General features: G+C 69.8%; 23 protein-coding genes. 14 read left to right on the top strand and 9 right to left on the bottom strand.

Annotation, left to right across the window (positions count from 1 at the left end; genetic code table 11):
• The first annotated feature begins 281 nt into the window (after window positions 1-281).
• On the top strand, window positions 282-794 hold the full coding sequence (locus tag EJO71_RS12385) for a fasciclin domain-containing protein (RefSeq protein ID WP_240651386.1): 513 nt from the start codon (window positions 282-284) through the stop codon (window positions 792-794).
• Window positions 795-801: 7 nt separating this feature from the next.
• On the opposite strand, the gene EJO71_RS12380 is transcribed toward EJO71_RS12385, so the two are convergent.
• The gene (locus tag EJO71_RS12380; RefSeq protein ID WP_125949005.1) at window positions 802-1,737 is read right to left on the bottom strand and encodes a LysR substrate-binding domain-containing protein; all 936 of its coding nucleotides are present in this window, start codon (window positions 1,735-1,737) and stop codon (window positions 802-804) included.
• Window positions 1,738-1,819: 82 nt separating this feature from the next.
• Between EJO71_RS12380 and EJO71_RS12375 the strand changes: the two genes are divergently transcribed.
• Genes EJO71_RS12375 through EJO71_RS12360 form a run of 4 tightly spaced genes read left to right on the top strand, consistent with a single transcriptional unit; the run spans window position 1,820 to window position 4,568 of the window.
• On the top strand, window positions 1,820-2,173 hold the full coding sequence (locus EJO71_RS12375; RefSeq protein WP_125949004.1) for a DUF2917 domain-containing protein: 354 nt from the start codon (window positions 1,820-1,822) through the stop codon (window positions 2,171-2,173).
• 32 nt (window positions 2,174-2,205) lie between these two features.
• Window positions 2,206-3,021 carry an enoyl-CoA hydratase-related protein gene (locus tag EJO71_RS12370; protein ID WP_125949003.1) on the top strand — a complete coding sequence of 272 codons (816 nt, stop codon included), beginning with the start codon at window positions 2,206-2,208 and terminating at the stop codon, window positions 3,019-3,021.
• A 57-nt stretch (window positions 3,022-3,078) separates the two neighbouring features.
• The gene (locus EJO71_RS12365) at window positions 3,079-4,335 is read left to right on the top strand and encodes a 6-phosphofructokinase (RefSeq protein ID WP_125949002.1); all 1,257 of its coding nucleotides are present in this window, start codon (window positions 3,079-3,081) and stop codon (window positions 4,333-4,335) included.
• Complete coding sequence (locus EJO71_RS12360) at window positions 4,332-4,568, top strand: cysteine-rich CWC family protein (RefSeq protein WP_125949001.1); 237 nt, start codon at window positions 4,332-4,334, stop codon at window positions 4,566-4,568. Before EJO71_RS12365 ends, EJO71_RS12360 begins: the two co-directional genes overlap by 4 nt.
• Here the strand turns inward: EJO71_RS12360 and EJO71_RS12355 are convergent.
• The gene (locus EJO71_RS12355) at window positions 4,559-5,881 is read right to left on the bottom strand and encodes a putative zinc-binding metallopeptidase (protein ID WP_125949000.1); all 1,323 of its coding nucleotides are present in this window, start codon (window positions 5,879-5,881) and stop codon (window positions 4,559-4,561) included. The genes EJO71_RS12360 and EJO71_RS12355 overlap by 10 nt on opposite strands.
• Before the next feature lie 128 nt (window positions 5,882-6,009).
• Between EJO71_RS12355 and EJO71_RS12350 the strand changes: the two genes are divergently transcribed.
• The gene (locus tag EJO71_RS12350) at window positions 6,010-7,530 is read left to right on the top strand and encodes a DHA2 family efflux MFS transporter permease subunit (protein ID WP_125948999.1); all 1,521 of its coding nucleotides are present in this window, start codon (window positions 6,010-6,012) and stop codon (window positions 7,528-7,530) included.
• 66 nt (window positions 7,531-7,596) lie between these two features.
• Window positions 7,597-8,736 carry an ABC transporter substrate-binding protein gene (locus EJO71_RS12345; protein ID WP_125948998.1) on the top strand — a complete coding sequence of 380 codons (1,140 nt, stop codon included), beginning with the start codon at window positions 7,597-7,599 and terminating at the stop codon, window positions 8,734-8,736.
• Window positions 8,737-8,745: 9 nt separating this feature from the next.
• On the opposite strand, the gene EJO71_RS12340 is transcribed toward EJO71_RS12345, so the two are convergent.
• The 7 genes from EJO71_RS12340 to EJO71_RS12310 are packed head-to-tail and all read right to left on the bottom strand — an operon-like array spanning window position 8,746 to window position 16,467.
• Window positions 8,746-9,516, bottom strand: a complete 771-nt coding sequence (locus EJO71_RS12340) for an SDR family oxidoreductase (RefSeq protein WP_125948997.1) — start codon at window positions 9,514-9,516, stop codon at window positions 8,746-8,748.
• Entirely contained in the window at window positions 9,513-10,307 is a 795-nt protein-coding gene (locus EJO71_RS12335) for an SDR family oxidoreductase (RefSeq protein WP_125948996.1), read from the bottom strand. The genes EJO71_RS12340 and EJO71_RS12335 overlap by 4 nt, the downstream gene beginning before the upstream one ends.
• Window positions 10,304-11,695 carry a transaminase gene (locus tag EJO71_RS12330; protein ID WP_125948995.1) on the bottom strand — a complete coding sequence of 464 codons (1,392 nt, stop codon included), beginning with the start codon at window positions 11,693-11,695 and terminating at the stop codon, window positions 10,304-10,306. Before EJO71_RS12330 ends, EJO71_RS12335 begins: the two co-directional genes overlap by 4 nt.
• 15 nt (window positions 11,696-11,710) lie before the next feature.
• A complete protein-coding gene (locus EJO71_RS12325) occupies window positions 11,711-12,379 on the bottom strand; it encodes an HAD-IA family hydrolase (protein WP_125948994.1) in 669 nt (222 codons plus the stop codon).
• Window positions 12,376-13,626: a Tm-1-like ATP-binding domain-containing protein gene (locus EJO71_RS12320; protein WP_125948993.1), complete on the bottom strand. Its 1,251-nt coding sequence runs from the start codon at window positions 13,624-13,626 to the stop codon at window positions 12,376-12,378. Before EJO71_RS12320 ends, EJO71_RS12325 begins: the two co-directional genes overlap by 4 nt.
• Complete coding sequence (locus EJO71_RS12315) at window positions 13,623-15,002, bottom strand: aminotransferase class III-fold pyridoxal phosphate-dependent enzyme (RefSeq protein ID WP_125948992.1); 1,380 nt, start codon at window positions 15,000-15,002, stop codon at window positions 13,623-13,625. The genes EJO71_RS12320 and EJO71_RS12315 overlap by 4 nt, the downstream gene beginning before the upstream one ends.
• Before the next feature lie 22 nt (window positions 15,003-15,024).
• On the bottom strand, window positions 15,025-16,467 hold the full coding sequence (locus EJO71_RS12310; protein WP_125948991.1) for an NAD-dependent succinate-semialdehyde dehydrogenase: 1,443 nt from the start codon (window positions 16,465-16,467) through the stop codon (window positions 15,025-15,027).
• A 147-nt stretch (window positions 16,468-16,614) separates the two neighbouring features.
• Between EJO71_RS12310 and EJO71_RS12305 the strand changes: the two genes are divergently transcribed.
• From EJO71_RS12305 to EJO71_RS12275, 7 genes are all read left to right on the top strand, one after another.
• Window positions 16,615-17,142, top strand: coding sequence for a MarR family winged helix-turn-helix transcriptional regulator (locus tag EJO71_RS12305; protein WP_164546811.1), 528 nt, complete (start codon window positions 16,615-16,617; stop codon window positions 17,140-17,142).
• Window positions 17,143-17,280: 138 nt separating this feature from the next.
• Complete coding sequence (locus tag EJO71_RS12300; RefSeq protein ID WP_125948989.1) at window positions 17,281-18,267, top strand: helix-turn-helix domain-containing protein; 987 nt, start codon at window positions 17,281-17,283, stop codon at window positions 18,265-18,267.
• An 85-nt stretch (window positions 18,268-18,352) separates the two neighbouring features.
• Entirely contained in the window at window positions 18,353-19,828 is a 1,476-nt protein-coding gene (locus EJO71_RS12295) for an amidase (protein ID WP_125948988.1), read from the top strand.
• 37 nt (window positions 19,829-19,865) lie between these two features.
• Window positions 19,866-20,849 carry a tripartite tricarboxylate transporter substrate binding protein gene (locus EJO71_RS12290; RefSeq protein ID WP_125948987.1) on the top strand — a complete coding sequence of 328 codons (984 nt, stop codon included), beginning with the start codon at window positions 19,866-19,868 and terminating at the stop codon, window positions 20,847-20,849.
• A gap of 116 nt (window positions 20,850-20,965) precedes the next feature.
• Complete coding sequence (locus tag EJO71_RS12285; RefSeq protein WP_125948986.1) at window positions 20,966-22,276, top strand: ABC transporter substrate-binding protein; 1,311 nt, start codon at window positions 20,966-20,968, stop codon at window positions 22,274-22,276.
• A 28-nt stretch (window positions 22,277-22,304) separates the two neighbouring features.
• A complete protein-coding gene (locus EJO71_RS12280; protein ID WP_125948985.1) occupies window positions 22,305-23,063 on the top strand; it encodes an ATP-binding cassette domain-containing protein in 759 nt (252 codons plus the stop codon).
• Window positions 23,050-23,748, top strand: coding sequence for an ABC transporter ATP-binding protein (locus EJO71_RS12275; RefSeq protein ID WP_125948984.1), 699 nt, complete (start codon window positions 23,050-23,052; stop codon window positions 23,746-23,748). Before EJO71_RS12280 ends, EJO71_RS12275 begins: the two co-directional genes overlap by 14 nt.
• The last annotated feature ends 9 nt before the right edge of the window (window positions 23,749-23,757 follow it).

The raw sequence follows: 23,757 nt of genomic DNA, 5'->3' as shown, positions 1-23,757 counted from the left end.
AGAAACTGTTGCTGAGCTGAAAAACGAAGGGCGGATTCTGGCGAGCGTGCATGCGATGCGCAAGTGCCGCGTGCGCTGCTGTGGCGCAAAGCCTACGCGGCACATCCCGTGAATCCAGTTGCGCGAACGCGCCGTATCCGGTTCAAGCGCTTCGCGCCTCCGAGCTGTTGGCGGTTTCCACAGAGAACTTCAAGAACCAACCATCTTTCCAGGAGCCTTCCATGAAAAAACTCGTGATCGCAGTCGGTGTATCGGTCCTCCTCGGCGCCTGCGCGGGCGGCATGGGCATGAGCGGCAGCAGCAGCGGCATGTCGAACCCGATGGTCGGCGGCGCGCCGATGTACCCGACGAAGGACATCGTCGACAACGCCGTGAATTCGAAGGACCACACCACGCTGGTCGCCGCGGTGAAGGCAGCGGACCTCGTCGGCACGCTGAAGAGCCCCGGCCCGTTCACCGTGTTCGCGCCCACCAACGCGGCTTTTGCGGCGCTGCCGGCCGGCACGGTCGACACGCTGCTCAAGCCCGAGAACAAGCCCACGCTGACCAAGGTGCTGACCTACCACGTCGTGCCCGGCAAGCTCGACGGTGCGGCGCTCATGAGCGCCATCAACGCGGGCGGTGGCAAGGCCGTGCTGAAGACCGCGAGCGGCGGCACGCTGACCGCGACCATGAGCGGCAGCAACGTGATGGTGACCGACGCCAAGGGCGGCACGGCGATGGTGACGATCGCCAACGTCTACCAGTCGAACGGCGTGATCCACGTCGTCAACAAGGTGCTGCTGCCGGGTTGATCCTCGGTCAGCTTCGCTGCGCGGCCTCGGCTTCGTCGCGCAGCCACTGCGCGAAGTCCTGCGCGTCGCGGTTGCCCGCGGCGCGCCTCGACATCTCGATGAAGTAGCCGCGATGCGATGCAACGCCCTCGCCGAGCGGCGCCACGAGCCTGCCATCGCGCACCAGCTCGCCCAGCAGCGGCAGCCGGCCGATCACCACGCCCTGGCCCGCCACCGCGGCGGACACGGCATCGGCGTACTGCGTGAAGCGCAGCGTGCTCTTCATGCGCAGGTCTTCCAGCCCCATCACCTTGAGCCAGGGTTCCCAGTCGACGGTCGGGGCCTCGCTGTGGTCCGGGTACTCCACGGTGAGCAGCGTGAGCTTCGAGAAATCGGATAGCTCGCGCAGCGACGCGGCCAGCTGCGGCGAGCACAGCGGGATCACCGACTCCTCGAACAGCGCCGCTCCGATGCCGCGGCCGATGGGCACGAAGCGCACCGCCAGGTCGATGCGGCTGCTTTCCAGGTCGAGCACGTCGAGCGTGGCCGACACGCGCACGTCGACCTGCGGATGGCTGCCGGTGAAGCGCGCCAGCCTCGGAATGAGCCACAGCGACGCGAAACCCGGCGTGGTGGTGATCGCCACCTGGCGCGGTGCCGAACTCGCGCGCACGCGCGCCGTCGCGTCGCGCAGCCGCTCCAGGCTGTCGGTGACGGCGCGCTGCAGCACGCCGCCGGCCTCGGTGAGCGCCAGCGCGCGATGGCGGCGCTCGAACAGCAGCACGCCCAGGTTGGCCTCGAGCTGCTGGATCTGCCGGCTCACGGCCGACTGCGTCAGGTGCAGTTCGCCGGCCGCGAGCGTGAAGCTCAGCCGGCGCGCGGCCGCCTCGAAACTGCGCAGGAGCTCGAGCGGCGGCAGCTCGCCGCTCATGGCTCCGGGGGCTTTCGCATTCTCTGGATGCATGCAACGAGTTCCGAATGACCGTGTGCAAAGAAGGGATCGGCTCACTATATTCATTCGCATGACGAATGCAATGGAGCTTGCCATGAGCACCTCTTCCTCCTCCGACTCGCCCTCGATCACGTTTTCCTCCAGCACCTCGCGCTTCCACGTGAGCCTGCCGAAGCGTTCCGTCTTCGCCGTGCCCGATGGCGCGGGCGTGGGCATCGAATGCCGCAGCGGCTCGGTGTGGGTCACGCTGGACAGCGACACGCGCGACATCGTGCTGGAGCCCGGCGAGCGCTTCGAGAGCACCGATCACCGGCGCGTGCTGGTGTCGGCGCTGGAGTCTTCGTGCATCACCGTGTCGGATGCGCGGCCGGCTGCAATGCCGCTGCGGACGAGCCCGCGCGCATGGTCGCCATGGCGACTTCTGCCCCACGGGTTGTCCCCGGCTTGACCGGCTCCCATGTGCATCGAACCATCGATGCCATGAGTTCCGACACACCGAATCAACCCTTCATCCTTGTCGAGCAGGCCGACGGCATCGCGACGCTGACGCTGAACCTGCCCGCCAAGCTCAACCCCATCGCGCGCGACCTGCAGGTCGAACTGCGCGACGCGCTGGAGCGCATCCGCGACGACCGCTCGGTGCGCGCGGTGATCCTCACGGGCGCCGGCAAGGCCTTCTGCGTGGGCGCCGACCTGAGCGCGATGACGCCGCCCGAGGAAGGCAAGTCGCTCGGCACGCAGACCGCCGAGTGGATGCAGAGCCTGAGCAATCCGCTGATCGAGACGCTGCGCACGCTGCCGGTTCCGGTGGTGGCCGCCGTGAACGGCCCCGCGGCCGGCGCGGGCGTGGGCCTGGCACTGGCGGCCGACGTAACCATCGCGGCACGCAGCGCCTATTTCTACCTGCCCTTTTTGCCAAAGCTCGGCATCGTGCCCGACCTGGGCTGCACCTGGGCCATTCCTCGCCGCGCCGGCCGGGCGCGCGCCATGGGCATGGCGCTGCTCGACGAGCGCGTGGGCGCTGGCCGCGCGGTGCAGTGGGGCCTGATCTGGGCCTGCGTGGACGATGAGCAGTTGCTCGAAGAGGCCAAGGGCATCGCACAGCGCCTTGCCCGCCTGCCGGCGCATGCGGTGATCGAGGCGCGTGAAGCCTTCGAGGCCTCCGAGCACCACACGCTGAAGGAACAGCTTCACTACGAGAGCGAGCGCCAGCGCGAGCTGATCGACCGCCCGAGCTTCCGCGAAGGCGTGAGCGCCTTCCTGCAGAAGCGCCCGCCGGTCTTCGGGGGCCGCTGACAATCCGACACCGGCGCCCACTGGCGCCGGCCAGGGGGGTGCAGGACAATGCCGCGCATGTCCCTCCCCAACGCCTTCTACGCCCAGTCGGGCGGCGTCACCTCGGTCATCAACGCGTCGGCCTGCGGCGTGATCGAGACGGCGCGCCGGCACCCCGACCGCATCGGCAAGCTCTACGCCGGGCGCAACGGCATCATCGGCGCGCTGACCGAGGACCTGATCGACACCGGCGCCGAATCGGCCGAGGCCATCGCGGCGCTGCGCACCACGCCCTCGGGCGCCTTCGGCTCCTGCCGCTACAAGCTCAAGTCGCTGGAGAAGAACCGCCGCGAATACGAGCGGCTGATCGAGGTGTTCAAGGCGCACGGCATCGGCTATTTCTTCTACAACGGCGGCGGCGACTCGGCCGACACCTGCTTCAAGGTGAGCCAGCTCTCGCAGTCGATGGGCTATGCGCTGCAAGCCATTCACGTGCCCAAGACCATCGACAACGACCTGCCGCTGACCGACTGCTGCCCCGGCTTCGGCTCGGTCGCGAAGTACGTGGCGGTGTCGACCATTGAGGCCTCGTTCGACGTGCGCTCGATGGCGGCGACATCGACCAAGGTGTTCGTGCTCGAGGTGATGGGCCGGCACGCGGGCTGGATCGCCGCGGCGGGCGGCCTGGCGGCGGACCAGGGCATTCCGGTGGTAGTGCTGTTCCCCGAGATCGAGTTCGACAAGGCGCGCTTCCTCGCGCGTGTCGACGAGCTGGTGAAGCAGCACGGCTACTGCTCGGTGGTGGTGTCCGAGGGCTGCCATCACCCCGACGGCACTTTCCTCGCGGAGCAGGGCACGCGCGACGCCTTCGGCCATGCGCAGCTCGGCGGCGCAGCGCCGGTGGTGGCGCAGATGATCAAGGAAGCGCTGGGCCACAAGTTCCACTGGGCCGTGGCCGACTACCTGCAGCGCGCCGCGCGCCACATCGCATCGGCCACCGACGTGAGGCAGGCCTACGAGCTCGGGCAGCGCGCGGTCGAGCTGGCCCTCGAAGGCCGCAACGCGGTGATGCCGACCATCGAGCGCACGTCCGACGTGCCGTATGCCTACCGCATCGGCAGCGCGCCGCTCGAATCGGTCGCCAACGTCGAGAAGCCGATGCCGCGCGACTTCATCTCCGACGACGGCTACGGCATCACCGAAAAATGCCGGCGCTACCTGCTGCCGTTGATCGAGGGCGAGGACTACCCCGCCTACAGCGGCGGACTGCCGGTGTACGTGACGCTGCGCAACGTGGCCGTGCCCAGGAAGCTGCCGGCCTTCGAGATCGCATGATGACGACCCTGGCGACGCCTCCGGGCCTGATCGACGCCACGCGCTGTCCACTGTGCGGCGAGCCGAACCGCTGCGCGATGGAGATCGAGCGCGAAACGGGGCAGGCGCAGCCGCCGTGCTGGTGCATGCAGGTCGACTTCAGCAAGGCGCCGCTCACGAACCTGCCGGAAGACATGCGCGGACTCGCGTGCATCTGCATGCGATGCGCGACGGGCGCGGCGTCTCAGGACTGACCGGGCGTCTGCTGCTGCTGCACCTGTGACTGCGCCTGCCCGGGCGCGGGCTCGGCCACGTCGGCGGCCACCACCATCGTCGGCGCGTCGCCGGGCCGCTGCTGCGTGATCACGCGATGGATGAACTGCAGCTTGCCCACCGCCACGCGCGGCATCACGAAGGGGTAGTAGTCGGGCTGCCCCATGCTGCGCGACAGCTCGTTGAGCACGTTGGTGAGCAGCACCCAGCCGTTGACGAAGTCGAGGAACTTGCCGGCATCGGGGTCGTCCGGCTGCCAGAGGTCGTCGAGGGTGAACAGGTCGCTCGCGAGCTCGACGTTGGTGGCGTCGACGCCGAAGCTCATCGCGGTGTCCGCCGTGTCGGCCATGTGCAGGTAGTGGGCCCAGGTCTCGGCCCAGTCTTCCCACGGGTGCGTGCTCGCATAGCTGCTCACGAAGCGGTCGGCCCAGTCGGGCGGCGGGCCCTGCTCGTAGTGCGTCTGCAGCGCGGCGGCGTAGTCGGCGCGCTCGTCGCCGAAGAGCGTGCGGAAATCGTCGATCCACTGGGTGGGCTGCACCAGCAGGTCCCAGTAGTAATGGCCGACCTCGTGGCGGAAGTGGCCCAGCAGTGTGCGGTAGGGCTCGCGCATCTCGGCACGGATGCGCTCGCGGACGGCGTCCTCGGCCTCCTCTGCGTTGAGCGTGATCAGGCCGTGCTGGTGGCCTGTCATGACGTGCGGGCCGCCCGGCACGTTGCTCAGGAAGTCGAAGGTCAGGCCGTGCACCGGATCGACATGGCGGCTCACCACCGGCAGGCCGAGCGCCAGCAGCTGCGAGACGAGCCGGCGCTTGGCGGTCTCGAGCTTGCGCCACAGCTCGCCGTTGCCCTCCACCGATAGATCGGGAATGGTGCGCGTGACGCTGCAGGCCAGGCAGTAGCCGGGCGCGAGGCCCTGGGTGTCGGCCGGCAACTGCTCGCCGTCGCGCGCGGCAGGCACCATCCAGTTGCACGCGGCCGGCGTCATGAGGTTCGCGCAGCGGGAATAGGTCTTGCCGTGCGGGTCGCCGAACACGGTGAAGGTGTCGGGCTGCGCGCCCTCTCCCGCCGCCGGCGCGAGCGGCACGACGCCCAGCCGTTCGATCACGTAGCCCAGCGGCGTGTGGCACGCCAGGCATTCGCTGTTGCGCAGGAAGATGGGACGGCCGCACTGGCAGCGATAGGCGCGGCTGACGGTGGGCGCGGCCAGCTCGGCGGCGAGCGTGGGTGCGCCCTCCGGCTCACTGGCGACCGGCTGTGCGTTGGCTTGTTGTTGTTCGTCGGGCGAAGAGTCCATGTTCTTGTCTTGATCTTCTTGACGCGGAGGGGACAGCGAAGGCATTGTGCGGCCGCCCCGTGCGTTCCCGCTCACTCAAAGGCCGATATGCTTGTAGGACGACGGACCCCGAGACATTCCGCCGCCCCATGACCTCCCCACAGACATCCGAAGCCGCGAGCACGCCGGCCCCGCCCTCCATCGGCACGCTGCGCCAGCGCTACGGCGAACGCTACCGCTGGTACCTGCTGCTGTCGGTGATGGTGGGGACGATGGCGTCGATCATGTCCTCGACCATCGTCAACGTGGCCATTCCGGGCATGAGCCATCACTTCTCGCTAGGCCAGGAGCGCGCGCAGTGGGTGAGCTCGGGCTTCATGGTGGCGATGACGGTGTCGATGCTCACCACGCCGTGGCTGCTCTCGCGCTACGGCTACCGCCGCACCTACGTGGGCACGATGCTCCTGCTGCTGGTCGGCGGCATCGTGGGCGGCCTGGCCAACGACTTCTCGCTGGTGCTGTTCGCGCGCGTGGCCGAAGGGCTGGCTGCCGGCGTGGTGCAGCCCATTCCGGCCATCATCATCCTGCGCGCCTTCGAGCCGCACGAGCAGGGGCGTGCAAGCGGCATCTTCGGCATGGGTGTGGTGCTGGCGCCGGCCATCGGGCCGAGCATCGGCGGGGTGCTGGTCGACCTGTTCGGCTGGCGCTCGATCTTCTTCATGGTGGTGCCGTTCTGCCTGGCCTCGCTCTGGCTGGCCTACAAGTTCGTGCCCAAGACCGCGCCCGGCGGCGTGGCCGCGACGCGCGGCGACGGGCTCGACGCGCGCGGACTGGCGCTCGGCACGGTCGGCACGCTGTGCCTGCTCAACGGACTGGTGGCGCTGCGCGGCGATTCACCGCTGCAGGCGGCGCTGCTGCTGACCGGCGCGCTGGTGGCATTCGGCGTCTTCGTGTGGTGGCAGAAGCGGCTCGCGGCATCTGGCGGCACGCCGCTGATGAACCTGGCGCTCTTCCAGTACCGGCAGTTCGCGATGGGCAGCGTGGTCGCCTTCATCTACGGCACGGCGCTGTTCGGCTCCACCTACCTCCTGCCGGTGTACATGCAGGTGGGGCTGCACCTGTCGGCTTCGCACGTGGGCACCATCCTGCTGCCGGCGGGCATCGTGCTGGCGCTGACGATCGCTGGCGTGGGCCGGCTGGCCGACAAGCACCCGACCTGGGTGCTGGTGACCATCGGCCTCGCGCTGCTGGCCGCCTCGTTCGCGCTGATGATGATGCTGCGGCTCGACAGCGCGCTGTGGCTGCTGGTGGCCTTCGCGATCATCGGGCGCGTCGGGCTGGGCTTCATCCTGCCCTCGCTCAACCTGGGCTCGATGCGGCCGCTGGCCAAGCCGCTGATTCCGCAGGGCGCGAGCGCAATCAACTTCGTGCGCATGCTCGGCGGCGCGGCCGGTGTGAGCCTGTGCGCCATCGTGCTCGAGTGGCGCCTCGCGGCGCATGGCGATTCGCTCGCCAACCCGATGAGCAGCCCGGCGCGGCTGGCAGCCTTCGACGAGGTTTTCGCAATGCTGGCCGGGCTCTGCGCCCTGGCCATCTGCGCGGCCTGGCAGCTGCGCCAGGGGCCCGCAGAACCCATGAAGCCGGCGGGGCCGCCGCGCAACACGGGGTAAACCCCGGCGGCGGAAGACGGGGCTTTCGCATTCAATTGTTATCAGTTGTATCGTAATCAGGCCCCCATGCATCGCAGAAATTTCATCGCCGCCTCGGCTGCGGCAGTGGCCGGCTTCGGCCCGCTTTCATCCGCCCTGGCCGCCGAGAACGGCGTCACCGACAGCGAAATCGTCCTCGGCCACACCGGCATCCTGAGCGGACCGCTGGGCGTGCCGGTCAAGGTGGTGATGGCCGGCGCGGGGCTGGCCTTCGATGCGGTCAATGCGCAGGGCGGGTTGTCGGGCCGCAAGATCAGGCTGGTCTCGCTCGACGACGAACTGAAGCCCGAGAAGGCCGTCGCCAACTACGAAAAGCTGCTGGCGGAACATCGTGTCTTCGCCTTCTTCGGCTGTGTCGGCTCCGCCACCACCGCCGCGGGGGCCAAGGTGCTGAACCAGAGCGGCGCGCCAACGGTGGGCGGCTACGCGGTGTCCGACTCGGCCCGCGAGAAGGTCGGCGGCGCCGGCTACTTCGTGCGCGCCACCTTCGCCCGCGAGGCCCAGGCGCTGGTGCAGCACCTGACGACCATCGGCGTCTCGCGCATCGCCGTGGCCTACCTCGACAACCCGGGCGGCGCGGAGGTCGCCAAGCTCGTCGGCGAGGCACTGACCGCGCTGAAGCTGAAGCCCGAGGCGGCGGTGGCGGTGAAGGGCGACGGCACGACCAACGAGGCGTCCGGCAAGGCGCTGGCCGACAGCAAGGCGCAGGCCGTGATCATGTACCTGGGCGGCGGCATCGGCGGCGAGGTGATGAAGGCCGCCTGGGCCGCGGGCGGGCGCCAGATGTTCTACGGCATGTCGATCGTGCCGGGTGACGTCACCGCGAAGTTGGTGGGCGACAAGACCAGCGGCCTCGCCATCTCGCAGATCGTGCCCTACCCCTGGAGCGAGGTCGACGCCGGCGCGAAGGAATACCGCCAGCTCGCCGAGCGCGCCAAGGTGGACATCGGCTACCTGAGCTACGAGGGCTACGTGAACGCGATGGTGATGATCGAGGCGCTGCGCCGCACAGGCCGCGACCTCACGCGCGCGAAGCTGCACGCAACGCTGAAGGCCATGAAGCTGCGCATGAGCAACATGGAGATCGACTTCACCGGCGCCAGCAACACCGGCTCGCGCTTCATCGAGATGGTGCGGGTGACGAAGGAAGGCAAGTTCCTGCGCTAGGAACGCCCCTCACGCGGCCCGCGCCGATGCCGGCACCCGCGCGCCGCCGTCGGCCACCAGCGCTGCGCCAGTGACGAACGCAGCCTCGTCGCTGGCAAGGAAGAGACACACGGCGGCCATTTCCTCCGGCGTGGCCATGCGGCCCAGCGCGATGCGCGCCACCGTCTGGGCGCGCGCGGCGTCCTCGTCGATGCCGCGCTCGGCCGCGAGGTCGCGCATCTCCTGCCGGCTCATCGGCGTATCGACCCAGCCGGGGCACAGCGCGTTCACGCGCACGCCCTTCGGCCCGTAGGCCTGCGCCGCCGAACGCGTGAGCGCGACCACGCCGGCCTTGCTCGCCGCGTAGCTCGCCATGCCGGCACCGGCATTGAAAGCCGCGACCGAGGCGATGTTGACGATGACGCCGCCACCCTGCGCCACCATGCCGGGCAGCACCGCGCGCTGGCAACGCATGGTGCCGCCGAGGTTGACCTCGTGCAGGCGCCGCCAGTCGTCGTCGTCGATGTCGGCCGCGTCGTCGTTGCGCACGATACCGGCGCAGTTCACCAGCACGTCGATGCGGCCGAAGGCGGTCTGCACCGCGGCCACGGTGGCGCGCACGGCCGCGTCGTCGGTCACGTCGCAATCGAAGGCAGGGCCATCGCCCATCGGCTGCGGCTTCGGCCAGCCGGCCACCGCGACGCGCGCGCCCTCGGCCGCGAAGCGCGCTGCCACAGCGGCGCCGATACCGGTGGCGGCGCCGACCACTAGACAAGCCTTGCCCTGCAGGCGCCCGGTCATGCCTGCTCCGCGAAGAACGGGCTCTCGGGCAGCGTGGAGCCGCCATCGACCACGATGGTCTGCCCGGTGATGTAGCGCGCCGCCGGGCTGGCCAGGAAGCGCATCGCATACGCGATGTCCTCGGGCCGCCCCAGTTCGCCGGCCGGAATGTGCCGCGCGATGCGCGCAGCCTTGGCCGGGTCGGACAGCAGCGAGCCGCCCTGCTTGGCGATGTAGCCCGGCTCCACGCCGTTGACGGTGATGCCCTCGCGCGCGTACTCCAGCGCCGCCGTGCGGATGAAGCCGTTCACGCCCGCCTTGCTCGCCGCGTAGTGCGCGCTGCCCGGCATCGCCACGCGCGGCCCCGTCACCGACGAGGTGACCAGCAGCCGCCCGCCGCCGCGCGCGCGCAGGTGCGGCACCGCCGCCTGCGCGAGCCAGAAGCAGGCCTTGAGGTTCACGGCCAGCGTGTGTTCGAGCTGCTCGTCGGTCATCGCGTCGATCGCGGCCCAGGGGTTGACGGCCGCGTTGTGGACCACAATGTCGAGCGCGCCGAAGATGCGCACCGCCTCGGCCACTGCTCGTTCGGCTTCATCGCGTCGGCCGATATCGCAGGCCAGCGCCTGTGCGCGAAGGCCACGCTCGCACAGCGCGGCCGCCACCGCCTCGCCCGCGCTGCCGGTGCGATTGGCGATCAGCACCGAGGCGCCGGCCTCCGCGAACACCTGCGCGATGGCCGCGCCGATGCCTCGCCCGCCGCCCGTGACCAGCGCGACCTTGCCTTCGAGGCCGAAAGCGTCGCCCGCGCTCATCCCCTGCACTCCCGCACGAAGTCGGCGAAGGCGGCGTTGTGCTCATCCACCTCGCGCTCGGTGGTGCCGGGGCAGCACAGCATCATGTTGTGGAAGGGCGTGATGAGTACGCCGCGGTTCATCAGGTAGAGGTGCAGCAGCGCCTCCAGGTCGCCGTCGCGCGTGCGGCGCACGTCGGCGGCGTTGCGCGGCGCGTCGGGGCAGAAGAGCGTTTCCACGCGCGCACCGACCTTGGTCGCGTGCCACGGCAGGCCCGCTTGCGCGATGCTGGCGTTGACGCCATCGGCCAGCCGCTGCGCGAGCGTGCGCATGCGCTCGAAGGCCTCGGGCGTGAGCACCTGCGAGAGCACCGCGCGCATCACGGCCACGGTGAGCGCGTTGCCCGCCAGCGTGCCGCCGAAGCCGGCATGCGCCGACTGGCGTTGCGTGGGATGCAGCTTGGGCAGCACCTGCCAGACCCGCTCGGCGGTTTCCGAGCTCAGCCCGAAGGCTGCGGCGGGAATGCCACCCGCGATGGCCTTGCCGATCACGAACATGTCGGGATCGAGCCCGTGCTCGCGGGTGTAGCCGCCGGGCCCGCTGGAGATGGTGTGGGTCTCGTCGATGACGAGCAGCGTGCCGGTCTCGCGCGTGAGGCGGCGCAGTGCCTCGTGGAAGCCCGGGTCGGGCGCGATCATTCCGTAGTTGGTCATCGCGGGCTCGGCCAGCACGCAGGCCACGTCGCCGGCGCGCAGCGCGCGCTCCAGCGCCGGCAGGTCGTTGAACTCGACCACGGCCGAAAGCTTCTCGTGCGGAAAGCCGTTGGGGTGGATGTTGTTGCGCATCGCGATCGCGCCGTCGCGCAGCTCCACGTGCGCCTCTTCCACCGAGCCGTGATAGCAGCCCGAGAACACCAGCACGCGCGGCCGGCCCGTGACCATGCGCGCCAACCGGATGCAGGCGCGGTTGGCGTCCGAGGCCGAGGTCGTGAGGTTCCAGTACGGCAGGCCGAAGCGGCGCGCGAGTTCCTCGCCGACCCAGGCCGCGTCGTCGTTCGGCAGCATCAGCGAGGTGCCCACGCGCGCCTGCCGCGCCATCGCCTCGACGATGGCGGGATGGCCGTGGCCGCACATGCCGCCGGTGTCGCCGAGGCAGAAGTCGGCATAGCCGTTGCCGTCCACGTCGACGAAGCGCGCACCATAGGGCAGCTGCGCATCCTGCACGTACAGCGGCCAGCCGCCGATCCAGCGGCGCATCCAGTGCGATGGGGCGCCGTAGAGCCAGGCCTGCTGGCCCTGGGCATAGAGTTCGCCGGAGCGGGCGTGGGTGCGCGCGTAGCGCTCCTGTTCGGCCCGCATCAGGGCCTGCACGCGCTCGCGCGGCACGGTGGGTTCGAAGGTCGGTGTCATCGGAAGAAAGATCAATCAGTCGAAGGAAGAAGCGACACCCAGCAGCGCCAGGGCCTTCGCATAGCTCGCGCCGGGATGCATCACGTCGAAGTGCACGGTGCGCATGCCCACGCGCTCGGCGCCGGCGATGTTGCGCAGCTGGTCGTCGACGAACACGCACGCATCGGCGCTCAGGCCCAGCTGCTCGATGCATTGCCGGTAGGCGCGTGCGTCGGGCTTGAGGATGCCGGTGTGCGTGGCGTCCACCACCACGTCGAAGGCGGCCATGAAGGGCAGGCGCTTGCGGAAGTCGGCGCCGTAGAACAGGTCGAGTTCGTTGGAGAGGATCGCGAGCCTGCAGCCCGCGCGGCGTGCCGCGTCGATGGCCGCGATCGCCTCGGGGCGGATCGCCGCCTCGGGGTCGGCGCCGCGTGCGCGCTGCACGAAGGTTTCCATGCGGTCCCAGCGCTCGCCGACCAGCGCACCGACTTCGCGGGTGCGCGCCATCCAGTAGTCGCGCTCGGAGATCCTGTCGGCCTGCATGTCGCGCCACAGCGGATCGCTCGCGACGTCGAAGGGGCCGCGCCAGGTCAGCGTGCCGCGCGGCAGCGACAGCGCCTCCTCGGTGAGCGCGTGCGTCTCGAACAGCGTGCGGCTGATGACGCCGCCGAAGTCCAGCACCAGTGCCTGGGTGCCGCGACTCATGCGGGCCTCCCCGCGGGCACGGTGCCGTCGGCCACCCAGGCATCGAACACGCGCAGCGCGGCGTCGCAGAACGCGTCATCGTTGATGTGCGCGTCGAGTTCGATCAGTCGCGTGGCATTGCCGATGCTGCCGCGCAGGCCGTCGGTGAAGGCCGCGAGGCCCTCGGGGTCGTGCAGCGGCTCGCCGGGGCGGTCCCAGCCTTCGATGCCCTGCAGCGGCATCAGCACGCAGGTGGCGCCTTCGGCACGGGCCAGCCGGCGCGCGATCTCGGCCGCGACGCCGCGGCGGAAATCGGGGGCGCTCAGCGCGGAGGCCAGCAGCCGGTTGTGCATGTGCGCGGGCCGGCCTTCCAGTCCCGCAGGCATCGGCTGCCACGCGGGGTAGTCGAGCATGTCGATCGCACCCGGCGCGACGATCTGCGGCGTGCCCGCGCGGCCCGCGCCGAGCAGCCGGTCGGGGCCCGCGTTGACGCAGGAGCCGCCGAGCTGGTTGGCCAGCTCCTGCAGGCTGAAGTCCATCACCGCGCAGAAGCGGCCCTCGGCGGCCAGCGCCTCGAAGGCGCGCCCGCCCATGCCGGTGGTGTGGAACACGGCCACCTCGTAGCCGCGCGACTCCAGCGCGGGCTTGAGCGTCTTCATGTAGGTCAGCGCGCTGGAGCCCAGCGAGGTCATGCCCACCAGCGGCCGCCCGAAAGCCGGCGCGCGCACCTGGCGGCAGGCGCCCAGCACTGCGCCGGCCGCCTGGCTCAGGGCCGAGCGGCACAGGCTGTTGAGGCCGTAGAGGCCGCCGGCCCACAGCACCATGATGAGGTCGGGCGGAATGCGCTCGGGCGGCAGCAGGTGCGAATAGGCGATGGTCGAGACCAGCACCTTCGGCACGCCCAGCGGCAGCGCCTGCGCCACGTCGAGCGCGAGGTCGGTGCCCATGGTGCCGCCGAGCGCCAGCATGCCGTCGATGCGACCCTCGGCCTGCCAGCGGGCTGCAAGTTTCGCGGCGCCGTGCGCCATCAGCGTCATCGCGGTGTTCTCGTCGCCGCTGGCCGCGACTTCGGCGACGGTCTTGCCTGCCGCCGCGGCCACTTCGACGTGGGTGATCTCGGGCACGAAGGGCGCGCCGTCGAGCACGCCCACGTCCATCACCACCGTGCGGCCGCCGCCGGCCTCGATGCACTCGCGCATGAAGAGCAGCTCGGCGCTCTTGGTGTCGGCGGTGCCGATCAGGAGGATGGTCGGAACGGTCGGTGTCACAGCGTCGCTTCCACCTCGGCGAACGCGCCTTCGAGCGCATCGACCATGAAGTCCACCTCCTCGCGCGTGATGACCAGTGGCGGCGAGAGGATCAGGTTCGGCCCCGAGATGCGCACCATCAGACCGCGCCGGTAGGCGGCCTGCGCCACCTTCGCCGCGACCGGGTTGCCGCGCGGCAGCGTGGCGCACGTGGCCTTGTCGGCCACCATCTCGATGCCGAGCATCAGGCCCATGCCGCGCACGTCGCCAACGAAGCTGAAGCGCTCGGCGAAGGGCCGCATGCGGGCCTGGAAATGCGCACCCACGCGCGCGGCGTTGCCGGGCACGTCGAGCGCCTCGATCTGGTCGAGCGTGGCCAGTGCGGCGGCGGCCGCCACCGGGTGCGCGCTGTAGGTGTAGCCGTGGCCCACCGCGGCCTGGCCCGTCGGGTCGTCCATGAATGCCTCGGCCACCTTGGCGCCGATGGCGGTGGCGCCCAGCGGCACGTAGCCCGAGGAGATGCCCTTCGCCAGGCACCAGAGGTCGGCCTTCACGTTCCACAGCCGCGTGCCGAACATCGCGCCGCCGCGGCCAAAGCCGGTGACGACCTCGTCGGCGATCAGCAGCACGCCGTACTTGTCGCAGATCTCTCGCACGCGCGGCCAGTAGTTGGGCGGCGGCACGATCACGCCGCCGGCGCCCTGGATCGGCTCGGCGATGAAGGCGGCGACGGTGTCGGGGCCCTGGAACAGGATCTCGCGCTCCAGCAGCGTGGCGCAGATCTCGCCCAGCTCCTCCGGGTCTTGCGTATACGGGTTGCGGTACAGCCATGGCGTGTCGACATGGAAGCAGCCGGGCAGCAGCGGCTCGTAGGCACGGCGGAAGTTGAGGTTGCCGTTGACGCTCATGCCGCCGAAGTGCACGCCGTGATAGCCCTGGCGCAGCGCGATGAACTTGTGGCGGTCGGCCTGCCCCTTGAGCTTCCAGTACTGGCGCGCGAGCTTGAGCGCGCCTTCCACCGCGTCGGAGCCGCCGTTGCTGAAGAACACGGCCGTCACGCCATCGGGCTCCATGGTCTGCACGATGCGCTTCGACAGCTCGATGGCGCGCGGATGCGTGGTGCCGCGGAACACGTTGTAGAAGGGCAGCTCGTCGAGCTGCGCGACGATGGCGTCGCGCACCGCCTTGTTGCTGTGGCCCAGGTTCGCGGCCCACAGGCCGCCGACGCCGTCGAGCATCCTGTGACCATCGACGTCCCAGATCCAGCAGCCCTCGCCGCGCGCGATGATGTCGGGCTTCGTCTTCTGCATGGCCTGCGGATGGGCCATGGGGTGCCACAGGTACTGGGCGTTGTCGCGCTTGAGCGCCGCCACTGCGGCGGCATCGGTCGATGTCATGCGTTGTCTCCGGAAATTTGCGTCAGGCGGGTACGCCGACGGTGAGGGTCTTGACTTCGGTGTAGTGCAGCAGCCCTTCGGCGCCCATCTCCTGGCCGATGCCGCTTTCCTTCCAGCCGCCGAAAGGCATCTCGGGCTGCGAGACGCCGAAGTGGTTGATGCCGACCATGCCGGCCTCCAGCGCCTCGCCGAGGCGGTGAGCGGTCTGCAGGTCGCGTGTGAAGGCGTAGGCGCCGAGGCCGTAGGGCAAGGCGTTGGCGCCCGTGATGGCCTCGTCGAGCGTGTCGTAGGGCTGCAGCACGGCGATGGGGCCGAAGGGTTCCTGGCGCATCACGCGGCTGTCAGGCGGTGCGTTGGCGATCACTGTGGGCTCGAAGAAGTAGCCGGGCCGCTGCGCACGCTGGCCGCCGCACAGCAGCTGCGCGCCGCGCTCGACGGCGTCGTCGACGAAGCGCTGCATGTCCTCGATGCGGCGTGCATGCGCGAGCGGGCCCATCTGCGTGGCCGGGTCTCTGCCCGGGCCCATGCGCAATGCGCGCGCGGCCTGCACGAAGGCTTCGCTCCATTCGCCGAAGCGGCTGCGCGGTATGTAGAAGCGGATCGGCGAGGCGCACACCTGGCCTGCGTTACGGAACTTGGCAGCGATGGAGTTCTTCAGTGCGAAAGGGAAGTCGGCGTCCTCGCAGACGATCACCGGCGCGTGGCCGCCGAGCTCGCCGGTGAAGCGCTTGACGTGGCGCGCAGCCTGTTCGCCCAGCAGCTTGCCCACCGCGACCGAGCCGGTGAACGACACCTTGGCGATCGCCGGATGGTCGATGAGGAACGAAGAGACCTCGGCCGGCTCGCCGCACACCATGTTGAGCGCCTCGGGCGGCACGCCCGCATCGAGGAAGGCGCGCACCAGCAGCATGCAGGTGCCCGGCGTTTCCTCCGCGGGCTTGATGACCACGCTGCAGCCCGCGGCAAGTGCGCTCGCCAGCTTGCGCGCCGGCAGGTTGGCCGGAAAGTTCCACGGCGTGAAGGCCGCCACCGGCCCCACCGGCCGGCGCACCACGGCCTGCGAAAGAATGCCCTCGACGCGCGGCGGCACCAGCCGGCCGTAGAGGCGCTTGGCTTCCTCTGCCTGGAAATCGACGATGTCGGCCGACAGCGTGACCTCACGCACCGACTCGGCCAGCGGCTTGCCCTGTTCGAGCGTGAGCACCTGCGCAATGGTCTTCGCCTGTTCGCGGATCTTCTGCGCGGCGGCGCGCAGGATGTTGCAGCGCTCGAGCGCGCTCTTCGCGCGCCATTGAATGAAGCCGCGCTGCGCGGCCTCGGCGGCCTCGGCCAGTTCCTCGCGGCCTGCGAGCGGCAGGTGCGCGATCGTTTCTTCGGTGGCGGGGTCGATCACGGCGCGGCGGCCGCCTTGGGTCTGCGTGCGCCACCGGCCAGCGATGTGCAGTGCGAGTTCGGGGTAGTCCATGCCTGCACGATAGGTAGCGACCCGCATGCGGCGTTATCGAAAACTGGCAAACCTCGCGCGGCCCTGTTCGCGATGCGCGAAGGCCTTCCTATACTGCTCCTCGCTCCGATCCATCGACGACACGCACACTCACCACACACTCGCACCGTGCCCCGTTCACGCACTCCATCACAGCCAAGTTCCAGGACCTCCACGCGCGCGCGCAGCAATGCGAGCGTCGATGCATTCGACCTCGAGACCTTCCTGCCCTTCCAGCTTTCGGTGGTCGCCAATCGCGTGAGCCAGACGGTGGGCCAGTCGATCGCAAGCCGCTTCTCGCTGCAGATTCCCGAGTGGCGCATCGTGGTGGTGCTGGGCAAGTACGGTGCACTCTCGGCATTGGAGATCGCGCAGAAGACGAGCATGGACAAGGCCCGCGTGAGCCGCGCGCAGCACCGGCTGGTGGACCTGGGCCTGGCCAACATGCATCCGTCGGCCGAAGACCGCCGCAAGGTCATCGTGTCGCTGGAGGAAGAAGGCCTGGCGCTGTACCGCGACATGGTGCCGCTCGCGCACGACACGGCGCAGCGCCTCTTCGCGCAGCTCACGCCCGACGAGCAGCAGGTGCTGCAGACCATCGTGCAGAAGCTGTTCGACAGCACCACCGGCTTCGAGCCCAGCGGCGAGCTCGAATAGCCTGCGCACAGGCACTTGCCCCTTGCGCTTAGGGGTTTGTCCTGTCACTTTGAAATCGTTGTCAACGAAACAATCTGGTCTGGAGATTGCTTGAGGGAGGGCCACGCACGCCCTTGCCGAAAGACTCGCCGGACCGCCATGAACCGCCAGACCGCCTCCGCCCAACACCAACCCGCAGTCGAGCGCTGGACGCTGACCACGCACGACATCGACGCCTACGCCACCAGCCAGAGCGGCTGGCATCTGGAGTGCGACATGCTCTCCGGCGGCAGCTTCGCGGGCTTCCTCGACCATGTGCAGCTGCCCGGCCTACGGCTGGTGCGCGAGACCACCAACCGCGCGTTGCGCCAGCATGGCGAGATGAACCCCGACTGCTGCGGCTTCGCGCTCACATGCAGGCAGGACGGCGAGGCGCGCTTCTCGGGCCAGCGGCTGGACACGGAATCGGTGATGGTCGGCCGCTGCGACGAACTCGACCTGTGCAGCCCCGCAGGCTTCGAGCTGACGGGCATCGTGGTCGACAACGCACTGCTGCAGTCGCTCGCCGAGCGGCTGAACGATCGCGCGCCGCCCGCGTGGCTCGAACGCCGCGTGGTGCTGCACTTCGACGAGACGACGATGCAGTCGCTGCGCGGCACGCTGCGAGGCGCCTTCACCGCGCTCGACGCCATACCCGCCCTGCTCGACGACCACGTCGCCACGATGCAGCTGCGCGACGACGTGCTGCTGGCCTGGCTCAGTGCGCTGCCCGAGGACGTGGACCTGCGCGAGCTGCGCTCCACCGAGGCGCAGCGCCGCGTGGTGCGCCGCGCCTGCGAGCTGATGATGGCGCGGCCCGACGAACCGCTGTCGATGCTGGAGGTGTGCAACCGCATCGGCGCGAGCCAGCGCAAGCTGAACTACTGCTTCCAGGAAACGCTGGGGCTGAGCCCTGCTCGCTATCTGCGGGCGCTGCGCCTCAATGGCGTGCGCCGCGCACTCAAGCGGCCCGAATCGCGTTCGGTGCAGGACATCGCGGCGCACTGGGGCTTCTGGCACCTGAGCCAGTTCGCCACCGACTACCGTCGCCAGTTCGGCGAGCTGCCATCGCAGACGCTGCGCAGCGCGGCGGTCACGCACCACTGAAGCGCCGGTCCCGCGCGGCGGGCGCGCGAAGTTTGCCGTTTTTCGATACTGGCTTGGCGAGGCGGTCGCTATCGTTGACCGCCATATGTCCGCCTCCACGTCGACCGAGCCGACCACGCTGAGCGCCCGCGCGCTCGCCACCGCCCTGCAGCGCCGCGAGCTCTCGTGCCGCGAACTGATGCAGGCCTGCCTCGCGCAGATCGAGCGCTTCAACCCGGCCGTCAACGCACTGGTCTCGCTGCAGCCCGCGGCACAGCTTCTGCAGCAGGCCGACGCCTGCGATGCACGCCTCGCGCGTGGGGAGGCGGTGGGAAGGCTGCACGGCTTTCCGATGGCACCCAAGGACTTCGTCGCCACCGCCGGCATGCCCACCACCATGGGCAGCCCGGTGTTCGCGAAGCAGGTCACGGCGCATGACGCGATCATGGTCGAGCGCCTGCGCCGCGCCGGCGCCGTCTTCGTCGGCCGCAGCAACACGCCGGAATTCGGCCTGGGCTCGCACACCTACAACACGGTGTTCGGCACCACGCGCAATGCATGGAGCACGGACCACGCGGCCGGCGGCAGCAGCGGCGGTGCCGCGGTGGCGCTCGCGCTGCACATGCTGCCGGTGGCCGACGGCAGCGACATGATGGGATCGCTGCGCAACCCCGCCGCCTGGAACAACGTCTACGGCCTGCGCCCCTCGCTGGGCCGCGTGCCCACCGGGCCGGGGCCGGAGCTCTTCTTCCAGCAGTTGGGCTGCGAAGGGCCGATGGGCCGCACGCCGGAGGACGTGGCATGGCTGCTGTCGGTGCAGGCCGGCCACGACGAGCGCTCGCCGCTGAGCCTCGCGGGCGACGGCGAAGTCTTCGCGCAGCCGCTCGACGCCGAGCTGCGCGGCCAGCGCATCGCATGGCTGGGCGACCTCGGCGGCCATCTGCCGATGGGGCCGGGCGTGATGGCGCTGTGCGAGTCAGCGCTGCGGCACTTCGACACGCTGGGCTGCAGCGTCGAAACGGCCGTGCCCGATTTCGACTTCGACGCGCTGTGGACCGCATGGCTCCGCCTGCGCGGCTTCATCGTCGCGGGCGCGCTGCGAGGCCTGCATGCCGACGCCGCCACGCGCGCGCAGCTCAAGCCCGAGGCCTGCTGGGAAGTGGAACAAGGCGAGCGCCTGAGCGCGGCCATGCTGCATGAGGCCGCCGTCACGCGCACGCAGTGGCACGGCGTGCTGCTGAAGCTCTTCGAGCGCTTCGACTTCCTGGTGCTGCCGGCCGCGCAGGTGTTTCCGCTTTCCGCCGACGAGCACTGGCCGCGCGAAGTAGGCGGCCGCGCGATGGACACCTACCACCGCTGGATGGAAGTGACCATCGGTCCCACGCTCGCCGGCCTGCCCGCGATGGCGATACCGGCCGGCTTCTCGCAGCAGGCCGGCACGCGCGGCCTGCCGATGGGGCTGCAGCTCATCGGCCGCCCCGGTGCCGACCTGGAGGTACTGCGCATGGCGCACGGCTGGCACCGGGCCACGCCCTTCGCGGGCATGCGCCCTCCGCTGCTGCTGCAGCAGCACGCGAACTGAATTTCCGCATCCAGACGACAACACGAGGAGACAACCCATGCGCAGACGTTCACTGATCGGCGCCGGCATTGCCGCCGGCTTCTCCAGCCTCACCGGGCTCGCCGCAGCCCAGGGCCCGGCGGGCAAGACCCTGAGCCTGATCGTCCCCTACCCCGCCGGTGGCGGCTCCGACATCAACGCACGGCTGGCCGCGCCCGAGTTCTCGCGACTGCTGGGCCAGACCGCCATCGTCGACAACGTGCCCGGCGCCAGCGGCTCGCTCGGCGTGATGAAGGCCGCCAACGCGCCCGCCGACGGCTCGGTGCTGCTGCTGGGCTCGCCGATGGAGCTGATGCTCACGCCGTTGACGCTCGCCAGCGCGCGCTACAAGGCGGAAGATTTCCGCCCCATCGGCGTGATGGCCGTCACCTCGATGGTGCTGCTGGCGCGCAAGGATCTCGGCGTGGGCAGCGTCGACGAACTGGTCGCGATGCTGCGCCGCCCCGATGCGAAGGAGCTGAGCTACGGCAGCATCGGCCCGGGCTCGCTCTACCACCTGCTGGGCGAGCGATTCACCCAGCAGACGGGCACGAAGATGCTGCACGTGCCCTACAAGGGCATGGCGCCGGTGGTCAACGACCTGCTCGGCGGGCAGATCGACCTGGTGTTCATGCCGCTGGCCGGCAACGTGCCCGACCTGCTGGACGCGGGCAAGGTCAAGGCGCTGGGCCTTGCGGCCACCGTGCCGCACGAGCGCTTCACGGCCATTCCGCTGATGCGCAACAGCAAGGGGCTGGAGGACTTCGTCTACAGCCTGTGGTCGGGCGTGCAGGTGTCGCAGCGCGTGCCGGAGGAAACGCAGCAGCGGCTGCACGCGGCCTTCAACCAGATGATGCAGAAGCCGGAGATCCGCCGCGGCATCGAGCTCGGCGGCAGCAAGGTGCCGCCCGAGCAGCCGCTGGCCGAGCTGCGCCGCGCCTACCAGGCCGACGTGGAGCGCTATCGGGCGATCGCGAAGTCGGTGAACCTGCGGCCCGAGTGAGGCGCTCGGACCGCGCCTCGCCTTTTGCCAGTTTTCGATAACGCCGCTCGCCGGTGCGGAGAGACGATGCGGCCCAGCCCACTGTCCATCCTCCACACGCCAAGGAGAACCCCACCATGACCGCCGACTCTTTCCGCGAAGCCTCCGGCGCGCTCACGCGCCGCCAACTCGTCATCGGCGGCGGCGCGGCCGCGCTGGCCGGCGTGCCCGTGCTGGCCAATGCGCAGTCGAAGACGATCAAGATCGGCTACCTCACCACGCTGTCGGGCGTGCGCGCCAATTTCGGCGAGGCCGACCCGTGGAGCCTGGAGCGCGTGCGCGCAGCGCTGAAGGACGGGCTCACCATCGGCGGCACCAACTACAAGGTCGAGATCGTGGTGCGCGACACCCAGTCGGACGCCAACCGCGGCGCCACCATGTCGAGCGAACTGCTGCTGCGCGAGAAGGTCGACCTGCTGCTGGTGCAGGACAGCGACGCCGCGCTGGCCGCCGGCCAGCTCTGCGACGTCAACGGCGTGCCGATGGTCTCCACCATGGGCCCGTGGCAGGCCATCACCTTCGGGCGCGGCTCCACGCCGCAGAAGGGCTTTCCGTTCTCGTTCCACTTCTTCTGGGGCGCCGACGACGTGCTGAAGAACTTCTTCGGCATGTGGGAGCCGCTGAAGGTGGAACGCACGCTGGGCACGCTCTACATCGACAACGGCCCGGGCCACGCCTTCGCCGATCCGGCCAACGGCATCCCGAACGGCGCGAAGCAGCGCGGCTACAAGGAGACCAACGGCGGCTTCTTCAAGATCGCGACCGACGACTTCAGCAACCAGGTCTCCAGCTTCAAGGCGGCGCGCGCGAACATCGTCTCGGGCTTCGCCTACGCGAACCACTTCGCCACTTTCTGGAAGCAAGCGCAGCAGGCAGGCTACCGGCCCGAGGCGGTGACGATGGCCGCGGCCTTCCTGTTCCCGAGCGCGGTCGAGTCGCTGGGCGCGGCGGGCAACGGCATGTCGACCGAGATCTGGTGGACGCCGAGCTTCCCGTTCAAGTCCTCGCTCACCGGTCAGAGCGCCAAGGCACTCGCGGCCGACTGGGAGAGCAGCACCGGCAAGCAGTGGACGCAGCCCATCGGCTACGGCCATGCGCTCTTCGAGGTCGGTATCGCGGCGCTGAAGAACGCGAGCAACCCGAAAGACAAGAAGGCAGTGCGCGACGCGCTGGCCAACCTGCAGCTGGACTCGATCGTCGGTCGCATCGACTTCAAGGGCAGCCCGATCAAGAGCGTGGCAGTCACGCCGATGGTGGCGGGGCAATGGCGCAAGACGAAGGCCGGCGCGAAGTTCCCGTACGAGCTGGTCATCACGCACAACAGCACCGCGACGCAGATTCCGGTGGAAGACGAGCTGAAGCTGCTGTCGCAGCTCAAGTCCGCCTGAGCCTCTGCAGCAGAAACATCGCCTCGGCATGACCGGCTGCCTCGTCATCGAAGGCCTGTGCAAGCGCTACGGCGAGATCGTCGTGGCCGACGGGGTCTCGCTCTCACTCGCGCGCGGCGAGTGCCTGGGCGTGGTCGGGCCCAACGGCGCGGGCAAGAGTTCGCTGTTCAACCTGATCACCGGCGTGGCCGTGCCCGATGCCGGCAGCATCAAGCTCGAGGGCCGCGAACTGGTGGGCCTGCGCGCCGACGTGCGTGCGCGGCTGGGCGTTGCGCGCGCCTTCCAGATCCCGCAGCCTTTCGCGCACCTGAGCGCCTACGAGAACGCACTGGCCGCCGCGAGCTTCGCCGCGCGGCTGCCGCGCGCGCAGGCTGAGCGCGAGGCCTGGGCGGTGCTGGAGCGCACTGGGCTGGCCGACCGCGCCGACACGCCGGCCGGCCGCCTGCCGCTGCTGGACCGCAAGCGGCTGGAGCTGGCCAAGGGCCTCGCGGCGCGGCCGCACCTGCTGCTGCTCGACGAGATCGCGGGAGGCCTGACGGAGGCCGAGGTGCAGGTGCTGGTGGCGCTCGTGCTGGAGCTCAAGCAGGACGTGGCGATGATCTGGATCGAGCACATCGCGCAGGCGCTGATGGCGGTGGCCGACCGCATCATGGTGCTGAACTTCGGCCGCAAGCTGCTGGAGGACGCGCCTGCTGCCGCGATGGACAGCCGCGAGGTGCGCGAAATCTACATGGGCGTGGGAGAAGAAGCCACGGAAACCCTGGAGGCCGGCCATGCCGCTGCTTGAGGTGCGCGAGCTGTGCAGCCACTACGGCGACCTGCAGGCGCTGTTCGACCTGTCGCTCGACGTGGGCGAAGGCGAGGCCACCGCGCTGATCGGCGCCAACGGGGCGGGCAAGTCGACGCTGATCCGCGCCATCGCGGGACTGGGTCGTCGCAGCCGGGGCGCCATCCGCTTTGACGGACAGGCCATCGAGGCCGAGCCGGCCGAGCGCATCGCGCACCGCGGCATCGCGCTGGTGCCCGAGGGGCGCATGCTTTTTCCCTCGCTCACCGTGGAGGAGAACCTGCGCATGGGCGCGCTGAGCCAGCGGCCGGGCCACTGGTCGCTGGCGACGGTGTATGCGCTGTTCCCGATCCTGCGCGAGTTTCGCCATCGGCCGGCCACGCAGCTGTCGGGCGGCCAGCAGCAGATGGTGAGCATCGGCCGCGCGCTCATGGCCAATCCGCGCCTGATGCTGTGCGACGAGATCTCGCTGGGCCTCGCGCCGGTGGTGATCGAGCAGATCTACCGTGCGTTCGTCGACATCCGCGCGCAGGGCACGGCCTTGCTGATCGTGGAGCAGGACGTGACCCGCGCCTGCCGCATCGCGCAGCGCGTGTACTGCCTGCTCAAGGGACGCGTCACGCTGGCGGGGCGCGCGAGCGACTTCAGCGCGCAGCAAATAGCCAACGCGTACTTCGGACACTGAAGAAGAAAG

It is taken from the genome of Variovorax sp. 679 (genome assembly GCF_003952185.1).
Lineage (GTDB): Bacteria > Pseudomonadota > Gammaproteobacteria > Burkholderiales > Burkholderiaceae_C > Variovorax.
This window is presented reverse-complemented; position numbering and strand designations above follow the sequence as displayed.